The 20,998-nt window shown below is 30.1% G+C and carries 20 protein-coding genes and 1 other annotated feature (1 of these 21 running past the window's edge); of the genes, 15 read left to right on the top strand and 5 right to left on the bottom strand.

Annotated features, from left to right (window positions below):
- Positions 1–7 precede the first annotated feature (7 nt).
- The 7 genes from L1S49_RS10515 to pflA all read left to right on the top strand — a co-directional run bounded on the left by L1S49_RS10515 (position 8) and on the right by pflA (position 7,617).
- Positions 8–1,204, top strand: a complete 1,197-nt coding sequence (locus L1S49_RS10515; RefSeq protein ID WP_238904228.1) for a dihydroorotase — start codon at positions 8–10, stop codon at positions 1,202–1,204.
- An 8-nt stretch (positions 1,205–1,212) separates the two neighbouring features.
- The gene (pyrF, locus tag L1S49_RS10520; protein WP_238904229.1) at positions 1,213–2,085 is read left to right on the top strand and encodes an orotidine-5'-phosphate decarboxylase; all 873 of its coding nucleotides are present in this window, start codon (positions 1,213–1,215) and stop codon (positions 2,083–2,085) included.
- Positions 2,086–2,094: 9 nt separating this feature from the next.
- Positions 2,095–2,832, top strand: a complete 738-nt coding sequence (locus L1S49_RS10525) for a dihydroorotate dehydrogenase electron transfer subunit (protein WP_238904231.1) — start codon at positions 2,095–2,097, stop codon at positions 2,830–2,832.
- 14 nt (positions 2,833–2,846) lie between these two features.
- On the top strand, positions 2,847–3,749 hold the full coding sequence (locus tag L1S49_RS10530) for a dihydroorotate dehydrogenase (protein ID WP_238904233.1): 903 nt from the start codon (positions 2,847–2,849) through the stop codon (positions 3,747–3,749).
- 22 nt (positions 3,750–3,771) lie between these two features.
- A complete protein-coding gene (gene pyrE, locus L1S49_RS10535; protein ID WP_238904235.1) occupies positions 3,772–4,446 on the top strand; it encodes an orotate phosphoribosyltransferase in 675 nt (224 codons plus the stop codon).
- Between the two features lie 171 nt (positions 4,447–4,617).
- The gene (gene pflB, locus L1S49_RS10540) at positions 4,618–6,843 is read left to right on the top strand and encodes a formate C-acetyltransferase (RefSeq protein ID WP_073016871.1); all 2,226 of its coding nucleotides are present in this window, start codon (positions 4,618–4,620) and stop codon (positions 6,841–6,843) included.
- A gap of 54 nt (positions 6,844–6,897) precedes the next feature.
- Positions 6,898–7,617, top strand: a complete 720-nt coding sequence (gene pflA, locus L1S49_RS10545; RefSeq protein WP_238904237.1) for a pyruvate formate-lyase-activating protein — start codon at positions 6,898–6,900, stop codon at positions 7,615–7,617.
- A gap of 28 nt (positions 7,618–7,645) precedes the next feature.
- Here the strand turns inward: pflA and rd are convergent, their stop codons facing one another.
- Positions 7,646–7,807, bottom strand: a complete 162-nt coding sequence (gene rd, locus L1S49_RS10550) for a rubredoxin (RefSeq protein WP_073016866.1) — start codon at positions 7,805–7,807, stop codon at positions 7,646–7,648.
- 189 nt (positions 7,808–7,996) lie between these two features.
- Between rd and L1S49_RS10555 the strand changes: the two genes are divergently transcribed.
- The gene (locus tag L1S49_RS10555; protein WP_238904239.1) at positions 7,997–9,253 is read left to right on the top strand and encodes a M48 family metallopeptidase; all 1,257 of its coding nucleotides are present in this window, start codon (positions 7,997–7,999) and stop codon (positions 9,251–9,253) included.
- Positions 9,254–9,360: 107 nt separating this feature from the next.
- Here the strand turns inward: L1S49_RS10555 and L1S49_RS10560 are convergent, their stop codons facing one another.
- A complete protein-coding gene (locus L1S49_RS10560; protein ID WP_238904241.1) occupies positions 9,361–9,972 on the bottom strand; it encodes a 3'-5' exonuclease in 612 nt (203 codons plus the stop codon).
- Positions 9,973–10,068: 96 nt separating this feature from the next.
- Entirely contained in the window at positions 10,069–10,971 is a 903-nt protein-coding gene (gene rocF, locus L1S49_RS10565; RefSeq protein WP_238904243.1) for an arginase, read from the bottom strand.
- Between the two features lie 280 nt (positions 10,972–11,251).
- On the opposite strand from rocF, the gene L1S49_RS10570 reads away from it, so the two are divergent.
- Positions 11,252–12,205, top strand: coding sequence for an L-lactate dehydrogenase (locus tag L1S49_RS10570; RefSeq protein ID WP_238904245.1), 954 nt, complete (start codon positions 11,252–11,254; stop codon positions 12,203–12,205).
- Positions 12,206–12,234: 29 nt separating this feature from the next.
- Here L1S49_RS10570 and L1S49_RS10575 read toward each other — a convergent pair whose 3' ends face one another.
- Entirely contained in the window at positions 12,235–13,209 is a 975-nt protein-coding gene (locus tag L1S49_RS10575) for a biotin--[acetyl-CoA-carboxylase] ligase (protein WP_238904247.1), read from the bottom strand.
- A 133-nt stretch (positions 13,210–13,342) separates the two neighbouring features.
- Here L1S49_RS10575 and L1S49_RS10580 point away from each other — a divergent pair, with 133 nt between their 5' ends.
- From L1S49_RS10580 to L1S49_RS10605, 6 genes are all read left to right on the top strand, one after another.
- The gene (locus L1S49_RS10580; protein ID WP_238904249.1) at positions 13,343–14,467 is read left to right on the top strand and encodes an LCP family protein; all 1,125 of its coding nucleotides are present in this window, start codon (positions 13,343–13,345) and stop codon (positions 14,465–14,467) included.
- Positions 14,468–14,658: 191 nt separating this feature from the next.
- On the top strand, positions 14,659–15,675 hold the full coding sequence (locus tag L1S49_RS10585) for a phosphodiester glycosidase family protein (protein WP_238904251.1): 1,017 nt from the start codon (positions 14,659–14,661) through the stop codon (positions 15,673–15,675).
- Between the two features lie 15 nt (positions 15,676–15,690).
- Positions 15,691–16,710, top strand: a complete 1,020-nt coding sequence (locus L1S49_RS10590; RefSeq protein ID WP_238904253.1) for a dipeptidyl-peptidase IV — start codon at positions 15,691–15,693, stop codon at positions 16,708–16,710.
- 75 nt (positions 16,711–16,785) lie between these two features.
- Positions 16,786–17,421: a site-2 protease family protein gene (locus tag L1S49_RS10595; RefSeq protein ID WP_238904255.1), complete on the top strand. Its 636-nt coding sequence runs from the start codon at positions 16,786–16,788 to the stop codon at positions 17,419–17,421.
- An 8-nt stretch (positions 17,422–17,429) separates the two neighbouring features.
- On the top strand, positions 17,430–18,071 hold the full coding sequence (trmB, locus tag L1S49_RS10600) for a tRNA (guanosine(46)-N7)-methyltransferase TrmB (RefSeq protein ID WP_238904257.1): 642 nt from the start codon (positions 17,430–17,432) through the stop codon (positions 18,069–18,071).
- A gap of 923 nt (positions 18,072–18,994) precedes the next feature.
- Entirely contained in the window at positions 18,995–19,225 is a 231-nt protein-coding gene (locus tag L1S49_RS10605; protein WP_238904259.1) for a DUF3892 domain-containing protein, read from the top strand.
- A gap of 109 nt (positions 19,226–19,334) precedes the next feature.
- Here the strand turns inward: L1S49_RS10605 and L1S49_RS10610 are convergent, their stop codons facing one another.
- Positions 19,335–20,849, bottom strand: a complete 1,515-nt coding sequence (locus L1S49_RS10610; RefSeq protein WP_238904261.1) for a Ppx/GppA phosphatase family protein — start codon at positions 20,847–20,849, stop codon at positions 19,335–19,337.
- Positions 20,850–20,991: 142 nt separating this feature from the next.
- Positions 20,992–20,998 (top strand) — a binding site (T-box leader); it runs 201 nt beyond the window's last position.

Genomic DNA, 20,998 nt, shown 5'->3' on the forward strand with positions numbered 1-20,998 from the left:
GAAAGGTATGAATTTACTGATAAAGAATGTAAATATAGTAGATGAGAGCCATGATTTTTATGGAGATTTATATATAGAAAATGGAAAGATAAAAGAAGTTGGATTAGATATTAAAAGAGAGTGTGAAACCTTAGAGGGAAATGGATTAACTTTAATGCCAAGCTTTATAGATATGCATGTTCACTTTAGAGATCCAGGTTTTACTTATAAAGAAGATATTGAAACAGGATCAAGAGCTGCTTTAAGAGGGGGATTTACCTATGTAAACTTAATGGCAAACACTAATCCTATATGTTCAAGTCTAGAGGTTTTAGAATATGTAAATAATAAAGCTAAGGAAATAGGGCTTATAGATTTACATCAATGTTTATCTATAACTAAAGATTTTGATGGAAAGACTTTAACGCCTCTAAAGGAGCTCTCAGGTAATAAGCTAATAAAAGCAATTTCTGATGACGGTAAAGGTGTTATGGGTTCAAGAACAATGATGGATGCTATGAATATAGCTCGTGAAAATAATTGGGTAGTAATTTCACATGCTGAAGATCACGAGTTTTCAGATATAGATATGAGACTAGCTGAAAATATGATGACCTGGAGAGATATAAGTTTAGCTAAATATACAGGTGCAAAACTTCACATGGCACATGTAAGTACTAAAGAGGCTATGGAATATATAATTGAAGCAAAATCAAATGGGTATAGCAATATAACTTTAGAAGTAACTCCACATCATATTGCTTTAAATACAGAGATATCAAACTATAGAGTGAATCCGCCTATAAGAAAAGAGGAAGATAGAAAATTTTTAATAGATGCCATAAAGATGGGCTATGTTGATGCTATTGGAACAGACCATGCTCCTCATAGTAAAGAGGATAAAGAAAAAGGTGCACCTGGAATGGTGGGATTGGAAACAGCATTTTCTATAAGCTATACAACTTTAGTAAAAGAAAATAACCTTTCCTTAAATAACTTAAGCAAGCTTATGTCTGGAAGACCAGGGGAGATTTTAGGAATAAAAAAAGGAAAGCTTACGCCAGGTTATGACGGAGATGTAGTTTTGGTAGATTTAAATAAAAATACTAAAGTTAAGGCAGAAGAATTTGCTTCTAAAAGCAACAATACGCCATTTGAAGGAATGGAGTATTATGGCGAAGTTGTTACTACTATAAAAGGTGGAAAAATATCGTATAAAAGGTAGGGGGATATATGAATATTATTGATAGATTATATAAAAGCGTAGAGGAAAAGGGTGTAGTATGTATAGGCTTAGATACAAGTATAGAATATGTTCCAGAATATATCATGGAAACATCAAAAAATGAAGCAGATGCCATATTTAACTTTAATAAAGAGATAATAAATGAAACCTTAGATGTTGCTGCTTGTTATAAAGTTCAGATAGCTTACTACGAAGCGTTAGGACTAAAAGGACTCGATGCTTATAAAAGAACACTTGAATACTTAAGAGAAAAGAATGCTATAATTATCGCAGATATTAAAAGAGGGGATATAGCAGCTACTGCTAAAATGTATGCTAAAGCACATTTTGAAGGGGATTTTGAAGCTCATTTTATAACTTTAAGTCCATATATGGGAATGGATTCAATAGAGCCATATCTACCTTACATGAAGGATGGTAAAAAAGGAGTATTTTCCTTAGTCAGAACTTCTAATCCGGGAGCAGAGGATATAGAATTTTTAGATACTACTAAAGGGCATAAGGTATATCATGAGGTTGGGGATAGACTTTGTAATATAGGTAATGATTATCTAGGTGAGTATGGGTATTCACAAATAGGTGGAGTACTAGGGTGTACACATAAAGAAGAGGCAAAAGAATTAAGAGAGAGATTTAAAAATATGTTTTTCTTAATACCTGGTTATGGAGCTCAAGGTGGAAAGGCTGAAGATGTGGCTATGTACTTAAATAATGGCAATGGGGGAGTTGTCAACTCATCAAGAAAGATTCTTTTAGCTTATAAAGAGGGAAGTGGTAATGAAAGAGTAGGATATTACGCTAGATTAGAAGCAATTAGAATGAGAGATGAGATTAGAGAAGCAATAAGTAGTAAATTCTAGGAGGGCTTTATGAATTATAAATTAGTTGAAGTTATAGAGAATAAAGAAATATGTTCAGGGATATTTAGTCTTAAAATTAAAGAAGAAGTTAAAGGAAAAGCTGGACAGTTTTATATGTTAAAACTTCAAGGAGGAACCTTACTTCCAAGACCAATATCTTTATGTGAATGGGAAGATGGTGTAGCAACCTTTTTATATGCTGTAGTTGGAAATGGAACTAAAGAATATAAAGCTCTTAAAGCTGGACAAACAATAAATGTTACAGGGCCTTTAGGAAATGGGTTTACTACAGATAGAGATTTGGGGAAAGTGGCATTAGTTGCAGGAGGAATTGGTACAGCACCATTTTTACAAGTATCTAAAGAATTAAGAAATAATTTCCCAAGAAATATTATTGACATGTATGTTGGTTTTAGAGAAGAAGTATATCTTATAGAGGAGCTAAAAGAATACTGTAATGAAGTTAACATAGCTACTAATACAGGGAAGTTTGGGGTAAAAGGTTTTGTTACAGATATTTTAGATTTAGATAAATATGATACAGTACTTTGCTGTGGACCTGAGATTATGATGAAAAAGGTTGTAGATATGGCTAAGGAAAAAGGTAAAAACATATATGTTTCTTTAGAAAAGCATATGGCTTGTGGGGTTGGTGCATGTTTAGTATGTACTTGTAAAACTAAAGAAGGTAATAAACGAACTTGCAAAGATGGTCCTGTTTTTGATGGATACTTTGTGGAATTATAAGGGGGCTAATTAATATGATAAATGTTAATATAAATGGAGTTGAGTTTAAAAATCCAGTAATAGCGGCCTCAGGAACTTTTGGGTTTGGGGAAGAGTACAATAATTTTTATGATGTTGGAATGTTAGGTGGGATTTCTTCGAAAGGATTAACCATAAATCCTAAGGAAGGAAATGATGGAATTAGAGTTTATGAAACTCCTATGGGGATGATGAATTCTGTAGGACTTCAAAATCCAGGAATAGATAGGTTCATTGAAGTTGAACTTCCTAAGATGAAAAGATATAATACTAATATTTTAGCTAATGTTGGTGGGGCAACAATTGAAGATTATGAAATGGCTTGTGAGAAGCTAAACCAAACTGATATTGATATAATAGAACTTAATATATCCTGTCCAAATGTAAAGTCTGGGGGAATGGCTTTTGGAATTAAAGGATGTATTGCAGCAGAAGTTGTTTCGAAGATAAAGAAGATAACAAATAAACCTTTAATGGTTAAGCTTTCACCTAATGCAGAGGATATAGTTGATATGGCTTACTCTTGTGTAAATGCTGGAGCAGATTCACTATCACTAGTAAACACCTTTAAAGGATTAGCTATAGATATAAATAAAAGAAAACCAGTTTTTAATAATGTTTTTGCAGGAGTGTCTGGACCAGCAATTAAACCTATAGCCTTAATGATGGTGTACGAAGTCTCAAAGGCTGTTAATGTACCGATAGTGGGACTTGGAGGAATATCAGATTATAAGGATGCTATAGAATTTATGATGGCTGGGGCAACAGCCATACAGATTGGAACTATTAACTTCTCAAATCCACTTGCTGGTAAAGAAATAATTAAGGGAATAGAAGAGTTTTTACTTAAAGAAGGCATAAAAGATATAAATGATATCATAGGAATTGCTAAAATATAGATATATTGATAGGAGTGTAAACATGGAAGCATATAAAAAAGAATTTATAGAGTTTATGATAGAGTGTGGAGTATTAACTTTTGGAGACTTTGTAACAAAAAGCGGAAGGAAAACCCCTTTCTTTGTAAATACAGGGAATTATAAAACAGGAAGTCAATTAAGCAGATTAGGAGACTTTTATGCAAAAGCAATAAAAGATAATTTTGTAGATACTTACGATGTAGTTTTTGGTCCTGCTTATAAAGGAATACCCTTAAGTGTAACTACTTCTATATCATTATCAAAACTATATGGGATTGATAAAAGATATTGCTCTAATAGAAAAGAGATAAAAGATCATGGAGATAAAGGCATTCTATTAGGTAGTAATCTTAATGATGGAGATAGAGTTTTAATCGTTGAAGACGTAACTACCGCTGGAACATCAATATACGAAACTATGCCGATATTAAAGTCTCAAGGGGATGTAAATGTAGAAGGACTTATAATTTCTGTAGATAGAATGGAAAGAGGACAAGGAGATAATTCAGCTTTAGTTGAGATAAGAGAAAAGTTTGGATTTAAAACTTGTGCAATTGTAACTATGAGAGAAGTTATAAACTATCTTTACAACAAAGAAATCAACGGTAAAATATATATTGATGATGAGATTATGGGTAGAATAGAAGAATATTATAAAACATATGGAGCTAAATAAACAAATTGTTAAACATTTATCAATTAAAACCTTATCATTTTCATATATTGGAATTAAACGATAATAATTATTAACGATAAATGAATATTTATTTCAAATGGAAAAACCTATTAACAAATTGATAATTATAAGTTATAATAAAAGCGTAATCTTTTACCAGGAGGAATGAATATGTTTAAACAATGGAATGGTTTCAGCGAAGGAGTATGGCAAGAGAGAATTGACGTTAGAAACTTTATACAAAAAAATTACACACCTTATGAAGGAGATGACTCTTTCTTAGAAGGTATATCTGATAAAACTAAAAATGTTTGGGAAAAATCAAGTAATCTTATAGTTGAAGAAATAAAAAAAGGTATAATTGACGTAGCTACTGATAGAATATCAGGAATTGACAGTTATGAAGCTGGATATATTGATAAAGACAATGAAGTAATAGTAGGACTTCAAACTGATGCTCCACTTAAAAGAATTGTAAATCCTTTTGGTGGTTGGAGAATGGTTGAACAATCATTAGAAGCTTATGGATTTAAGATGGATGAACAAATAAGCGAGTTCTTCCCTAAATATAGAAAAACTCATAACCAAGGGGTTTTTGATGCTTATACTGATGAAATAAGATGGGCTAGAAGTGCTGGTCTTTTAACTGGTCTTCCAGACGCTTATGGTAGAGGTAGAATAATAGGTGACTATAGAAGAGTTGCTTTATACGGTATTGATTTCTTAATTCAAGAAAAGAAAAAAGACTTAAAAGCTCTTAAAGGCGATATGTTAGATGAGCTTATAAGAAAGAGAGAAGAAGTTTCTGAACAAATAAGAGCACTAAGTGCTATAAAGAGTATGGCCGCAAAATATGGTGTTGATTTATCAGAACCTGCTTCAAATGCAAAAGAAGCTGTTCAAGCAGTTTACTTAGCTTATCTTTCAGCAGTAAAAGAAAATAATGGAGCAGCTATGTCTCTTGGAAGAACTGCAACATTCTTAGATGTATATATCGAAAGAGATTTAAAAGCTGGTCTTATTACTGAGTTAGAAGCTCAAGAAATAATTGACCAATTTATAATTAAGTTAAGATTAGTTAGACATTTAAGAACACCAGAATATAATGATTTATTTGCAGGAGATCCAACTTGGGTAACTGAGTCATTAGGTGGTATGGGAGTTAACGGTAATACATTAGTTACTAAAAACTCTTTCAGATATCTACATACTTTAACTAATTTAGGATCAGCTCCAGAACCAAATATGACAGTATTATGGTCTGATAAATTACCAGAAGGATTCAAAAAATACTGTGCAAAAATGTCAATATTAACAGACTCAATTCAATATGAAAATGATGAAGTTATGAGACCTGTATATGGAGACGACTATGCAATTGCTTGTTGCGTATCTGCTATGAGAGTAGGAAAGCAAATGCAATTCTTTGGTGCTAGATGTAACCTTGCTAAAGCTTTACTTTACACTATAAATGGTGGAGTAGATGAAAAGAAAGGTACAGTAGTTATTCAAGGTTTAGAAAAAATTGAGGATGAAGTACTTGACTTTGAAAAAGTAAAAAATAATTACTACAAAGTATTAGACTATGTAGCGAAGCTATATGTTGATACAATGAATATAATTCACTGCATGCATGATAAGTATGCTTATGAAGCAGGTCAAATGGCTCTTCATGATACAGAAGTAGGTAGATTAATGGCATTTGGTATAGCTGGACTTTCAGTAGTTGCTGACTCTTTAAGTGCTATAAAGTACGCAAAAGTTAAGCCTATAAGAGAAAATGGAATAGCTGTTGACTTTGAAATAGAAGGAGAATTCCCTAAATACGGAAATGATGATGCTAGAGTTGATGATATAGCTGTAGAATTAGTTAATAAATTCTCTAAAGAATTAAAGAAACATCCTTTATATAGAGATGCTAAACATACACTATCTGTTTTAACTATAACTTCAAACGTTGTTTATGGTAAGAAAACAGGAGCTACACCAGATGGAAGAAAAGCTGGAGAAGCATTTGCTCCAGGTGCTAACCCAATGCATGGAAGAGATATTAACGGAGCTTTAGCTTCATTAAACTCAGTAGCTAAAATACCTTATAATGAAGTTTGTGAAGATGGAGTATCTAATACTTTCTCTATAGTACCTCAAGCTTTAGGAAAAGAAGATGAACAACAAGTAACTAACTTAGTTGGAGTTCTTGATGGATACTTTACTCAAGGAGCTCATCACTTAAATGTTAATGTATTAAATAGAGCAACTTTAATGGATGCTATGGAAAATCCAGAAAAGTACCCTACTTTAACAATAAGAGTATCAGGTTATGCTGTTAACTTTAATAGATTAACAAAAAATCAACAAATGGAAGTTATAAGCAGAACTTTCCACGAAAGTTTATAAGATTTAAGGAAGCTAGTTTACTAGCTTCCTTATAAATTTAGGAGGAGTGTATTTATGATAAAAGGCAACATACATTCTATAGAAACTATGGGGCTTGTAGATGGGCCCGGAATAAGAGTTGTTGTATTTTTTCAAGGATGTGCATTAAGATGTACATTCTGTCATAATCCAGATACTTGGGCTATTTCAGGAGGGGAAAGTATAACTCCTGTAGAGCTTGTTGATAAAATTGAAAGATATAAGACATATTTTAAAAACTCAGGTGGAGGAGTGACTTTTTCAGGTGGAGAACCACTACTTCAACCAGATTTTTTAATTGAAGTTCTGAAGTTGTGTAGAGAAAGAGGGATACATACAACCATTGATACAGCTGGAGTAGGTGCAGGTAGATACGAAGAAATATTAAGATATGTAGATTTGATTCTTTTTGATGTTAAACATTATAATCCTAAGGAATATAGTGAAATAACAGGACGAGAAGTTAGGGAAAGTTTGAAATTTTTAGAAATTGCTCAAGAAATGAATGTTAAGATGTGGATACGTCATGTGGTTATGCCTGGAGTTACGGACACAGTTGAAGATATGCAAAACTTAGCAGATTTTATTAAAGAGTTAAAAAATGTAGAAAAAATAGAACTTTTACCATATCACCTATTAGGAACTAACAAATATGAAATATTAAACATGGAATATAAGTTAGAAGGAATGCCTGCCATGGATAAGGCTAAAGCTAAAGAACTAGAGAAAATTTTAATAGATTTAGTCAAAAAATAAAAAACATCAGCTGAGGCTGATGTTTTTTCTATTCTACTACAGAGAATTCATCTTTACCTACTCCGCAAAGTGGGCATACCCAATCTTCTGGAATATCTTCAAAAGAAGTTCCTGGAGCTATTCCATTGTCCTCGTCGCCTATTGCTGGATCATATACATATCCACAAACATCACAAATATAACTTTTCATAGTAATTACCTCCATTGTTAAATAATAATTATTATTATTACCTGTGAGTATATTATACCATATAGTATAATAATATCAAGGTAATATTTCCCACTACATAATATTTTTACTTAATATTTCACAATGAAAGAATATTTTGCTATAGTAAAAATATTATTATATGTATAAAGATTAAAAGGGGTTGACGAATTGAAGAAAGTTCTTTCACAGTTATTAGTATTTGTTACAATAGTATTTTTTATTACTGCTGGAGTAACTTTATTTATAGAATATAAAAATAAAGAATCTCTAGGAGAAAAAAGCAAAATTGAGATTAAAATAGAAAATAACAAGATAATAGTTCCGGAGGAAACATCAATAGTTAAAACTAACTATATTTTTTCTAAAAATTATTTTGTTATAAGAACAATATTAGCTATTTTAATACCAATATTTATATTAAAATCATCTCTTTTAGAATATGCTGAGGAATTATTTAATAAAAAAATTAAAAATAACTTTTCTCAGGGAGTTATCATGGGAATAGCATATACTATTATAAATTTTGTTATCTTGTTCCCTATAGCATTTTTTTCGTCTTTTTATAGATTAAAGCTTGTAGGACTGCTTAATTATGGATTTATTGATTGGCTTCTAGACTTATTAAAAGGAGAGATTCTAAATTTAGTTATATTTTCTCTGTTTTTAGGCATTTCATTTTATATAATAAAAAGTATAAAAAGATGGATACTTTCGCTTGGAGTTTTATATGCACTCATAATGATTTTTGGAGTATTTATATATCCTGTTGTTATTGATCCTTTAATAAATGATATAAAGCCTGTTAGCGATAAAGCGCTTGAAACTAAAATCATTAATTTAGCTGAAAAAAATGGGATTAAAAATCTAAAAGTATATGAAATCAAAAAAAGTGATGAAACATCAGCCTTAAATGCTTACATGACAGGAATATTTTCTACTAAGAGAATAGTTATATGGGATACTACCTTACAAAGTTTAAATGAGGATGAGATATTATCTGTAGTTGCTCATGAGATAGGCCACTATAAATTAAATCATATACCTAAAGGTATGGTGTTAGAAGCTGTGTTAAGCATGATTACATATGGTTCATCTATAATATTGCTTTTGATGATTAATAGAAAGTCTAGAAGAGCTTTAAAGGGGCCTTATGGGTTAGGATATGTATTACTTTACTCAACTATAATAAGCATGGTTACTTCACCGATATCCTTATATTATTCGAGGAAAATAGAGATTGAAGCAGATAGATTTGCAATTGAAGCTACAAATGATAATTTAACTAATGGAATTTTGGAATTAAGATTTATGGAAACAAATCTATCACCATATAACGTTGATGAATGGTATAAGATATTAAGATTTGATCATCCTACTGCAAAAGAAAGAATAGAACTTTCAAATAGTTATGATTATGATAAATAATTTATGGATTTATGAAGTTGAGAAACGCTTCTACAGAATAGAAGTGAGGAAATAAAAAGAGATTTACTGGTATATTTAAGTAATATATCTGTAAATCTCTTAGTTTTTTATTTTACTTTAGAAGAAAAGTATCCAGGAGCAATTAATCCCTTTTTAATACCTTCAACAACTATAAGATAGGTAGCAGCGGTATCAAATCTTGCGTCATGATAGTTTCCACTTCCTTCAAATAGTTTGTCAGCAGTTTCTGTGATTTTATCCTTTGTTATAGATAGATAATCAACTACCTCTTGAAGTTTAGGGTTTTTAAAGTCGCCGCTTGGTCTATAGAGTTTTAATACATTTTTGTAATAATTCATGGTACAGAAAGTATTTTTAGCTTTAAAATCTTCTCCCAATATGTATAGTAGTTCACTGTTTAAAAATTTTAAATCAAAAGATACATTATGACCAATTATAAAATCAGCTTGTATAAAATCATCTATAAAATTTTCAAAACTATCTTCAAAATAATTACCTTCACTTAATTCATATAACTTTTCTAAAGAAAATCCATGAACTTCTTGAGCTGATGGATCCATTTCATCTACTGTAAAAAAATAATTTCTTCCGTAAGTTTTTTGTGGTTTTTCGTTTGAATTAACTACTATATAGCTTAATTGACAAATATGTCCTGGCTTTATACTAGTTGTTTCAGTATCAAAAAAAAGTAATTTCATAATATGTCCTCCTAAAAATTACATAACTATATGATAATATAAATCAGTTAAATAATAAAGGATTTTAATAAAAAAAGTCCTGCTTATAAGCAAGACTTATTTTATCAAGGCTGATACATGTTCAAGAATTTCAAGACAACTGTTTAAAGTTACAGATTCTTTGTCTAATAAAGGATTAAATTCTACAAAGTCCATAGACCTAACCTTAGAAGTTGAGAAAACTCCTGTTAAAATATTTTTTATGTCTTTTATATTCATACCATCATGTACTGGTGTTCCTGTACCTGGTACTAATGATGAGTCTAGTGAATCTATATCAAAGCTTAAATGAAGATTATTAATATTGATGTTTGACAATCTATTATTAAAATCCTCTAAAAATGCTGTAACGCCTATCGAATTTATATCTTTTGTAGTCCAGACATTTATATTTAATTCTGTAATTAAATCTAGTTCTCCTTGATCTAAATCACGAGCACAAATTATAAATACTTTTTTAGGATCTATTTTTCTTCCTCTAAAATACAGGTCTCTTAATACGGCATGACCTAATCCCATTGCTGCTGATAAAGGCATTCCATGAACATTTCCAGAAGGTGTAGTTAGATAAGTATTTATATCTCCATGAGCATCTAACCAAATAACACCTAAATCATCCTTAAAATATCTAGATGCACCACTTAAGCTTCCAAGTCCTAAAGAATGATCTCCACCAATTACAAATGGGAAGGAGTTAGAAGACAATGAAGCATATACCGCATGGGCTAAATTTCTATTTGTCTCAACAATAGCAGATAAATATTTCATGTTTTCATGTTCTTTAAATTTATCTTCAACTAATAATTCAGGAACATATATGTTTCCTAAATCAAAAACTATATTGTTGCTTTTCTTTAATATTTTTAATAATCCATTTTCTCTTAATGTATTAGGCCCTAAATTTACGCCTTCAATATCGCAACCGTAAAAAATAGGAACTCCTATTGTATTAATTTCCATGGAATCACCTCCAAATGTATAAAGTAATTCATCCTCGCATATCTTATGGTTAAGACACACCTGATAAATTATATATCATATTAAGACAAAATATAAGAGCTAATTTTTAAAATTTTGTTAAAAAATTTAAATCATATTATATTTAGTTTGTCGAATTATAAATAAATAATTAATGAAAAAATTAACAATGTTATTGAAAGTTGTTATCATTAGTAATATAATGAAAGTGAGGATAATAATTATTATTAAATAACGATAACTAAACTAGGAGGTTTAGATTATGATTAAGGAAAAAGGAAACAAAATCTCAATTATAGGTGCAGGATTTGTAGGTTCTACTACTGCTTATGCATTAATGCTAGAAGGGCTTGCATCAGAAATAGTTATAGTTGATATAAATAAAGAAAAAGCTTTAGCAGAGGCTATGGACTTATCCCACGGTGCTGCATTTGTTAAAGCTGTTGATGTTAGAGCAGGTGAATATAAAGACACTGAAGATTCAGATATAGTAATAGTTACGGCTGGAGTAGGACAAAAACCTGGAGAAACAAGATTAGATATTATAAATAAAAACATTCCTATATTTAAGAGCATAATACCAGAAGTAGTTAAATATAGTCCTAATGCTATATTGTTAATTGTATCAAATCCTGTGGATATATTAACCTATATTGCCTACAAGATATCGGGATTGCCAGCCAATAGGGTAATAGGCTCTGGAACTGTGTTAGATACTTCTAGATTTAAATATATGCTTAGTGAACATTTTGAAATAGATGCTAGAAATATCCATACCTATATAATAGGAGAACACGGCGATTCAGAAATAGCTGCTTGGAGTTTAACTAATATAGCTGGAATATCAGCTGATGAATATTGTGAAAAGATGTGTAAAAGATGTGATTCCTCTTTTAAAAATGACATACCTAAAGAAGTAAAAGATGCTGCCTACAATATAATAAATAAAAAAGGTTATACAAACTATGCAGTTGGTCTAGCTATAAGGAGAATTGTAGAGGCTATTTTAAGAGATGAAGACTCTATTTTAACAGTTAGTTCTTTATTGAACGGTGAATATGGACTAGAAGATGTTTATTTAGCTATACCTACAATTGTGGATAGAGAAGGAGCTAAAAAGATATTAGAAGTTTCCTTAAATCCAGAAGAAAAGGAAAAATTAAAAGAGTCAGCGGAAATAATAAAAAAGCATTTAAAAGAAGCTGGAATACAATAGGTGAAGAGGAAAAATCCCTCTTCACCTATTTAAATTTTTATTCTAAGTGAAACTTCTCCAGAATATATTTGTTCAATCTTACCATTTGTATCTAAAAGCAGCTCACCATTTTCACCTAAATCTACAACTTTACCTGTTATGCTTTCTTTCCCTTTAAGTATAATAACTTCTTTATTTAAAACGTAGGAATTGTCTTTAATTATTTGAAAAGCTTCTTTGCTTTCAGAATTGTTAAGTAATGCTTTATAAAAATATTCAAAATTATTTAAAATAGATAAAAGAATATCTTCTCGGCTAAAATCATGGTTAAAATAGCTTTTTAGAGATAAGGCTATTTTATCAATATCCCCTGGAAAATCTTCTTTACTTTGATTTATATTTAATCCAAAACCTATAATTAAGTAATTGATCTCATCCATATCACACTTCATTTCTGTAAGAATTCCACCTAGCTTTTTACCATCTAAGTAGATATCATTAGGCCATTTAACTGAAATAGGTATATTCATATCAAGTAAAGCCTTAGCTATTGAAGCACAGATTATTGAAGTTATCTTTGAAATATCATAAGGTGACAATCTAGGTTTAAGAAAAATAGAGCAGAATATACCAGTGCCCTTAGGTGAAAACCAGGGCCTGTTAAATCTACCTCTTCCTTGAGTTTGAGTTTCAGCCAATACCAAAGTGCCATCTTTAAGAGTATCAGAACTATTTTTACAAAAATCATTAGTAGAATCTATAGTATTATAATGCAAAATTTCTTTGATTAAGGAATTATTAACTAATGAAGATTTTAAAGTATCAACAGAAAAAATATTAGGTGATGAGATTAATTTATAACCCTTTCTTGAATAAGACTCTATTACATATCCTTCTTCACGTAAGGTTTTTATATATTTCCATACAGCAGCTCGAGAGATTCCAAGCTTATCACTTATATCCTCTCCAGATGTAAATTCTTTAGGATTAGAAGATAAAGTTAATAAAATTTCATCTTTTAACATATAGTGCTCCTTAAAACATTTTTTAGTCAATTATAACATTAAAATGTCATACTTTTGAAATGTTTGGTGAAAATATTACTGTATAATTATATATTATGATTAATTTCTATGAATAGAGGGGATTAGAGAAAGAATGGGTAAGAAGAAAAAAGTTATTTTGTTAATAGCTATATTAGTTATTATAATAGCTTCTATAGCCTTAGGAAGTTATTTTTATATGAGAACAAAAATATATACTCCTGTGGAACCGAATCTAGAGGTTACCCCAGAAGTGAAAGAAGAAATAAAATATCATGAAGAAAAAGGAATTACAAATATATTGTTAATTGGAACAGATGCAAGGACATTAGATGAAGCTGCAAGAAGTGACTCCATAATTATTGCAACCATTGATGGAAGTAATCAAAAACTTAAATTTACTTCTATCATGAGAGATACTTATGTAAAGATACCAGGATATAGCGATCAAAAAATAAATGCAGCCTACGCATTAGGTGGAGCTGAGTTATTAATGAAAACTATAAAAGAAAATTTTGGAGTAGCGTTAGATAAGTATATAGTAGTGAACTTTTGGGGTTTTGAAGATATTGTTGATGCTATGGGTGGCTTAGAAATAGATGTAAAGGATTATGAGATTGAGGAAATTAATAAGTACATAGGAGAAGTCAGAGAAGATAAATCTCCACCACTTGAAAAAGCTGGACTACAAAATTTAGATGGGCAACAAGCATTAGCTTATTCAAGAATAAGGAAGGTAGGAAATGGTAGTTATGAAAGAACTGAAAGGCAGAGAAATGTTTTAACACTTATTGCAGCTAAAGCTAGAGACATATCTCCCTTAAAGTATCCGTCAGTAGCAAATGCACTGTTAAGTTGCGTAAAAACTAATATTGAACCAGCCAAACTTTTTGATTATGGATATACATTTTATAAATTTAATCCTCCTACATACGATCAGCTTCAAATACCTATTAATGAATTAAGTGAAGGTGGCGAGTTTTTAGATAAAGGTTGGGTGCTACTTATAGATAAAGAACAAAATGGTAATGCTATGAAAGATTTTATTTTTAATGATAAAAAGTGGGATTCTTTAAACTATAATAACTTAAGTTTTAAAAATGCTATGAGTCAATACAAAAATCAACAAGTTCAGTTTGATAAAGTTAAAGAACAACAAGAAAAGGTATCATTACCTGATGATAGACAAAAAACACAGATTAATGAGGATGAAGAAGAAAAAGCTAATTTAAGTGATTAATAGTAAGTAATTCATGAGATAATGGGTGAAATGGAAGAATTTTAAAGATTTATAGGCTTTTATAACTATATTTTCCATTAAAATATTATTAATTAATTTTAAATTTATTGAAATAGTAATACATAAATTATATAATTAAGCAGGTAAACTCATTTACTTGCTTAATTAATTGAAAGAAAGGATTTGAATACATGAACAAAAATAAATCGAAAGCAAAAGCTAGGAAGAAGAAAAGAAGGAAAAAAATATCTTTAAAAAGAGTATTTGCTTTTATTTTATTTGAAATTGTATTTACTGCTATAGTTGGACCATTTTATTTATATTATGGACCTTTTGAAAACGTAAAAAAAGGATTCGTAGGTTCAGCAATGACATCTTATAAAAGCCAGTTTTTAGCAACTTGGTTTTTAAGTGAAGAAAAAATAAATAAGATTTTAGCAGAAAATAATAATAATGATGAAGAGATATCTCAAGATGTAGAATCAAAAGAAATAAAAATACCTAAAACCCATGATGAAACAATAGAAAGGTATGATATAGATGGTGGAGATAAGTTTAAAGGGTATCTTTTAATAGTTAAGGATCCAACAAGAGTAAAAGTTGGACATAGCTCTAAGCTTGGCAAAGAAGGACAAACTCTATCTCAAATTTCAGAAGATAATGATGCTGTAGCGGGTATTAATGCAGGCGGATTTGCTAACGGAATTGATACAGGAACTGGTGGACAACCGGAAGGAATAATACTTAAAGATGGAAATGTAGTTTTCAAAGGAATAGATGAAAATCATAAAACTGATATTATAGCTATAAATAAGGACGGAAGACTTATTATAGGAAAATACTCATTAAATGAATTAAATGAATTAGGTGCAAAAGAGGCAGTAACTTTTGGACCAACATTAGTGGTAAATGGAAAACCTACTATTAAAAATGGTAATGGTGGTTGGGGTGTAGCTCCAAGAACAGCAATTGGGCAAAGAAGTGATGGCTCTATAATGTTATTGGTAATTGACGGAAGACAATTGTTTGGAAGCGTAGGAGCTTCATTAAAAGAAGTTCAAGATTTAATGATAGAATATGGAGCTGTAAATGTAGCAAATCTTGATGGCGGAAAATCTACTACTATGTATTATGAAGGTGAAGTCATAAACACTCCATCTGATGCTTTAGGAGAAAGAAGTATTCCAACAGCATTTATAGTTAAATAAGAAGGGGAGAAATTAATGAAGCTTTTAAAACGAATAACAATTTGGATAGCTATTTCTTTAACAATCCAATCTTTAGGACTGCTTTATTTAGATAAAAAGATTTTCGCTAATACTAATACTTTTAAAGCTGTAAAGGTAGAGGAAAAACCTAAAAATAAGGATATAGAAATAACTTTACCAGAAGGCAAAGATTTTAACATAAGTTTTGATGGTAAGTTTATATCTTATTTAGAAAATGGACAAATGAACTTAATAAATACTAAAACTGGAGAATCTATAAAGGTAGAAAATGAAGCTGATTCTGAGGTCTCTAATTATGAATGGCTATCTGATAGAAATAGATTGCTTTTAGTGGAAAAGAAAAAACAATCAAGTACAAAAAGTAAGCTTACAATATATTATTATGATGCTAGTAAAAAAGAAAAGGGGAAAATGGAGGAGCTTGACAACGTTGCAGAAAGTGCAAAAGTTGACAGGATTAAAGCCTCAACACTAACTAACGTTACTTACATAAAAGTAAATGAAAAAGGAGTTAAAAGCTCTATTTATAGAATAGATATTAATCATAATATTACACGTCCCAATCTTATGAGTTCTGCAGTAAGTAATATGGATGTTTTTCTTCGAGATGACATTTTTGTTTACGAAGACAGCATAAATGGAAGCATATATACTACTAAATCTAATAAAAAGCTTGCCTTTAATGAGAAGGTAACATTATTAAAAATTGATAACGAAGATATTGTTTATGTTGGTTCATTGAGTGGAGACAAGATATCTAAAATAACTTATGGAAAACTGAGTGATGAAACTAGCAAATGGAAAGCCACAACATTAAAAGAACCTATGGACAAAAAAGATATTCATATTACTAGAAAAGGTGAAATATTAGTTAATGATAACTTAAATGGTATAGTGACTAATCTAACTACTTCTAAAGAGACAAGCTATAAAGGAAATCTTTTATGTATTTATGATACGGGGATTGCCTCTGTGTCTCAAGGAAAGTTAATAAAAACAGAGTTTAATAAATAGACAGGATTTACCTGTCTATTTTATTGAAGATTACTAAATTTATGTTATAATGTGAATATTATAAAGGAGGTCAAGATGAGGGAAGAGATTTTATATAAGATTTTAAGTATTCCAGCTATATTAGTAGCTTTTACTTTTCATGAATATGCTCATGGAATAGTTGCAGATAAATTAGGCGATAAAACGGCTAGATTTCAAGGAAGGCTAACTCTAAATCCACTTGTACATATAGACCCTATTGGATTTATATTAATCCTAATAGCTGGATTTGGATGGGCAAAACCTATTAGAGTTAATAGAGGTGCTTTTAAAAACTACTATATGGATGATTTAAAGGTATCAATAGCTGGACCTTTAGCTAACCTTTTTACAGCCATAGTTTTTTCAATAATTTCAGGTTTCTATTTCAAATTTACTTATGAGGCTTATGGAACTATGATATCAATTATAGCAGGTATACTAGTAAACGTAGTTAGTATTAACGTGATTTTATTTTTATTTAATCTATTACCAGTACCAGGTTTTGATGGATTCAGTATTTTGGAAGATTTATTTCCTAAGGTTTTTGGTAAGATAGGATATAATCTTTATAAATACCAACAATTAATATTTATTGGGGTGGTATTTTTCGCTTGGAGAATTTTGACTGTACCAAGCAATTATATATTTAGCTTATTAAATAAACTAATAGAGTTTATTGTATTTTTATAGGAGGAATCATGAGACTAAGGAAAAAATGGTGGGTTAGACCAGAACTTGAGAAGGATTCAAAGGTAGTTACTAACCCTAGAGAATTAAAAGGAATTTGGAAAGAAAATTTTAAAAATAATAATGATATATTTTTAGAATTAGGCTGTGGAAGAGGAGATTTTGCAGTAACTAAAGCTAAAAATAATCCAGACATTAATTATATAGCAGTTGATCTTAAGGATGAGGTTTTAATTTATGTCTTAAATAAGGCTAATGAAGCTGAAGTAGAAAATATAAGAATAGTTCCACTTAATATTAGCTTTATTAGTGAAATATTTAGTGAGGATGAGGTATCGAGGATTTTTATAAACTTCTGCAATCCTTGGCCAAAAGATAGACATAAAAAAAGAAGACTTACACATACAAAATTTCTTGACGAATATAAGAAGTTTTTAAAGAAAGATTCTGAGATTTGGTTTAAAACGGATGATAAAGAACTATTTAATGAGTCTCAAGAGTACTTTAAGGAAGCTGGTTTTGAAATAGAATACTTAACCTACGATTTACACAAATCTGATTTTAAAGAAAACATAGTAACTGAATATGAATCTAAGTGGACTAGTATGGGAATGAATATTATGTTTCTTATTGGGAGACTTAAGAAAGAATAGAAGAGGGCTGTAGCACTAATATGAACTGCTCACTGTCAAGTAGACAGGGAACAGTTCATATTTAGTGAGACAGCCTTTAATATAGGAAAAAATGGTGAGGTTAAGGGGAAGGCTGGGGATCGCATTCTATAGAGCAACGGTGAAATGAATTTAAGGAAACTCTTGAGAAGAAGAGTTCGTAAAGAATAGGAAGTGTACAAACGTAGAAACGTAGAAATTTAGAAAATTAGAAATTTAGAAACGTACAAATTTAGAAATTTACAAAAAGAATTTAATGCAACCACTCCTATGTCGGGTTGCTACAGTATTAAGTGGAGAATGATTTGATGAAGGCTGGGGATCGCCTTCTACAGAGCAGAGGTGTTTAACTTTTTAAACATTTTTCTTTTTAAATGTTTTTCTTTTTTTCTTTTTTTCTTTTTAAATGTTTAAACATTTAACTTTTTAAGCATTTAACTTTTTATTAAACATAATATTTAAGTAAAATGACACTAATGAAGCTGTGGAACGCTTCTACAGCAACAAGGTGGATCATGATTTGATGAAGGCTGGGGATCGCCTTCTACAGAGCAGGGGTGTTTAACTTTTTATTAAACATAATTATCAATCAAAATGAATTTAATGAGGCTTGAGAAGAAGCCTCTACAGTATTAATGTGAAATGAATTTAATGGAGCATTCCTGCGGAATCTCCTACAGCAATAAGGGGGATGAATTTAATGCAACCGCTCCTATGTCGGGTTGCTACAGCAATAAGGTAAACTTCTATTCGGTGGACGCTGTTTTTAGCGTCAGTCTAATCCATTTTACAATAGCCTATGATTTGATGAGGCTAAGGAGAAGCCTCTACAGTATTAATGTGTATAATTTCCTCCTAATAAGAAAAGATAAGAATAATGTAATAAAGTAAAGGAAGTGTTTATGATGGAAAAGGATAAAATCACAGCAATTAAAAGTAGAAGTAGTGGAGAAATAGAGGCTTACGAGCTTTCTAGTGGGAAAATAATAACAAAAGAAGAGGCTGTAGGATTAGCTAGAGATGGAAAGATAGATGGGGTACAGGTTCTAGAATCAAAAAATGGTGAAGAATATTTAAGAAGCAGACCAGATGATGATGAAAGTAATAATTTAAGTGAACTACCTAAGTTTAAATAGTTTTAAGAAATTATTTGTTGTTTTAACTATATGGAAGAAAAAAGAACTCTTGTACAAAGTGCAAAAGTTCTTTTGTTTGTTTAGCAAGTAGTTTTACGATTAAAGCAAGTTAAACAACAATGTTTTGGATTTCTAGTTCTCTGTGATATATTTCTTTGAATTTGCATCTTGCTCTTAAAGCATCTCGTATCTCAAGCTCTAGAGGTATTGAGGAATAAACACTGATACTCACAATTTCATCAGCAATTTTTATATCTAAATATTTAACAGCACCTTCAAGGCTTCTATCTAAACTCTCAGAAATTCTTAATAATATTCCTATTTTCTCAACGATATCTACATCTAATCTATTTATTATGGAACTATATTGAGCTAAAGGAACTGTATAGGAATTATTTCTATGAAAAGCAGCAGTGCATGCACTAAGTAATAATTCTTTATGAGTTAGCCCATTCATATAGGCATTAAGTATGACATAAAAAGAATGAATATGATGATTATAGTATTTGATACTAATTCCGCTGTCATGTAGTAGTGAGGCAGTTTTAATTACGTTGTCATACTCATTTCCAAGATGATGTAATGGTCTTAATTGTTCATAAAGAGTTTTTAAGATTGTATAAACATGTTCAGCATGGTCTTTATTAACATTTAAGCTTTCCATTATACCTCGTATTGAATAATCAACTATATCATCTATTGGCCCTAAATTTTTTATTATATAATCAAAAAGTAATCCTTCACGCATTCCTCTGCCACAGATTTTTAATTGAGTAATATCTAAAAAATAAGTAAGAACTTTCATGATTAAAGTAGTTCCAACTATTATATCAACTCTATCTTTAGATACTCCATCAACCTTAATTCTTTGATTTAAATCTTTACTTTTAAGTAAATTTAAAATTTCACATAAATCTGTATTTGTAAGTTCGTAATTATGGGTTATTAGTAATGGATATCGCTTTCTAATACGATCAATTTTCCCAACATTTCTAAAGGCTCCACCAACGCCGATTATGTTATCAAAATTACCTTTTTTAAGCCACGGTATAGAGGTTATGCAATCCATGATAGAACTTTTAGCATTTTCAAAATCACTATGTATAATTCGATCTCTTAAATTAAAGCCATAAGATATATTTAAACTACCTATGGGTAAGGTTGTAGATTCTATAATTTGTCCATTTTTTACCCATGCTAGATGTGTACATGTACCACTAATATCTATAAGTAAAGAATTAGTTGTATAAATAGAGTTTTTTACTCCCATGTAATTATAATAAATTTCATCCTTTAATGTAAGGATTTTTACATCAAGATTTAGTTCACTTGAAATCTTTTCTATTATATACTCTCCATTATCTGCATCTCTTAAAGCTTCTGTGGCAACTACAATTATTTTAGTAGCGCCAGATGTAACACATAATGACTTAAAAGCACGCAAAGTATTAATAGTTATATTTACTTTTTCCTCTGTTATAAAATTATTATCTATAAGATCAAGTGCTAACTTAACAGGTTCACTTAATTCATCTATTACTCTAAAATAACCACTGTCCTCAATTTCTGATAGTATAACCCTAATATAATTTGAGCAAATATCAATTACACCAACACGTTTCATAGTACACCTCTAATTTTAAAATTATTCTAAATTATTATATCAAAATATTTTAATAAATGCATTAAAGTAATAATGTACATTATATTAATATTGACAATCAAAAGCCTTAAAATGTATAATAATTATCGTAACTAAATAAAGAGTACAGT

Origin of the sequence: Clostridium sp. YIM B02506 (genome assembly GCF_022324845.1) — a bacterium.
Classification (GTDB): Bacteria; Bacillota; Clostridia; order Clostridiales; family Clostridiaceae; genus Clostridium_T; species Clostridium_T intestinale.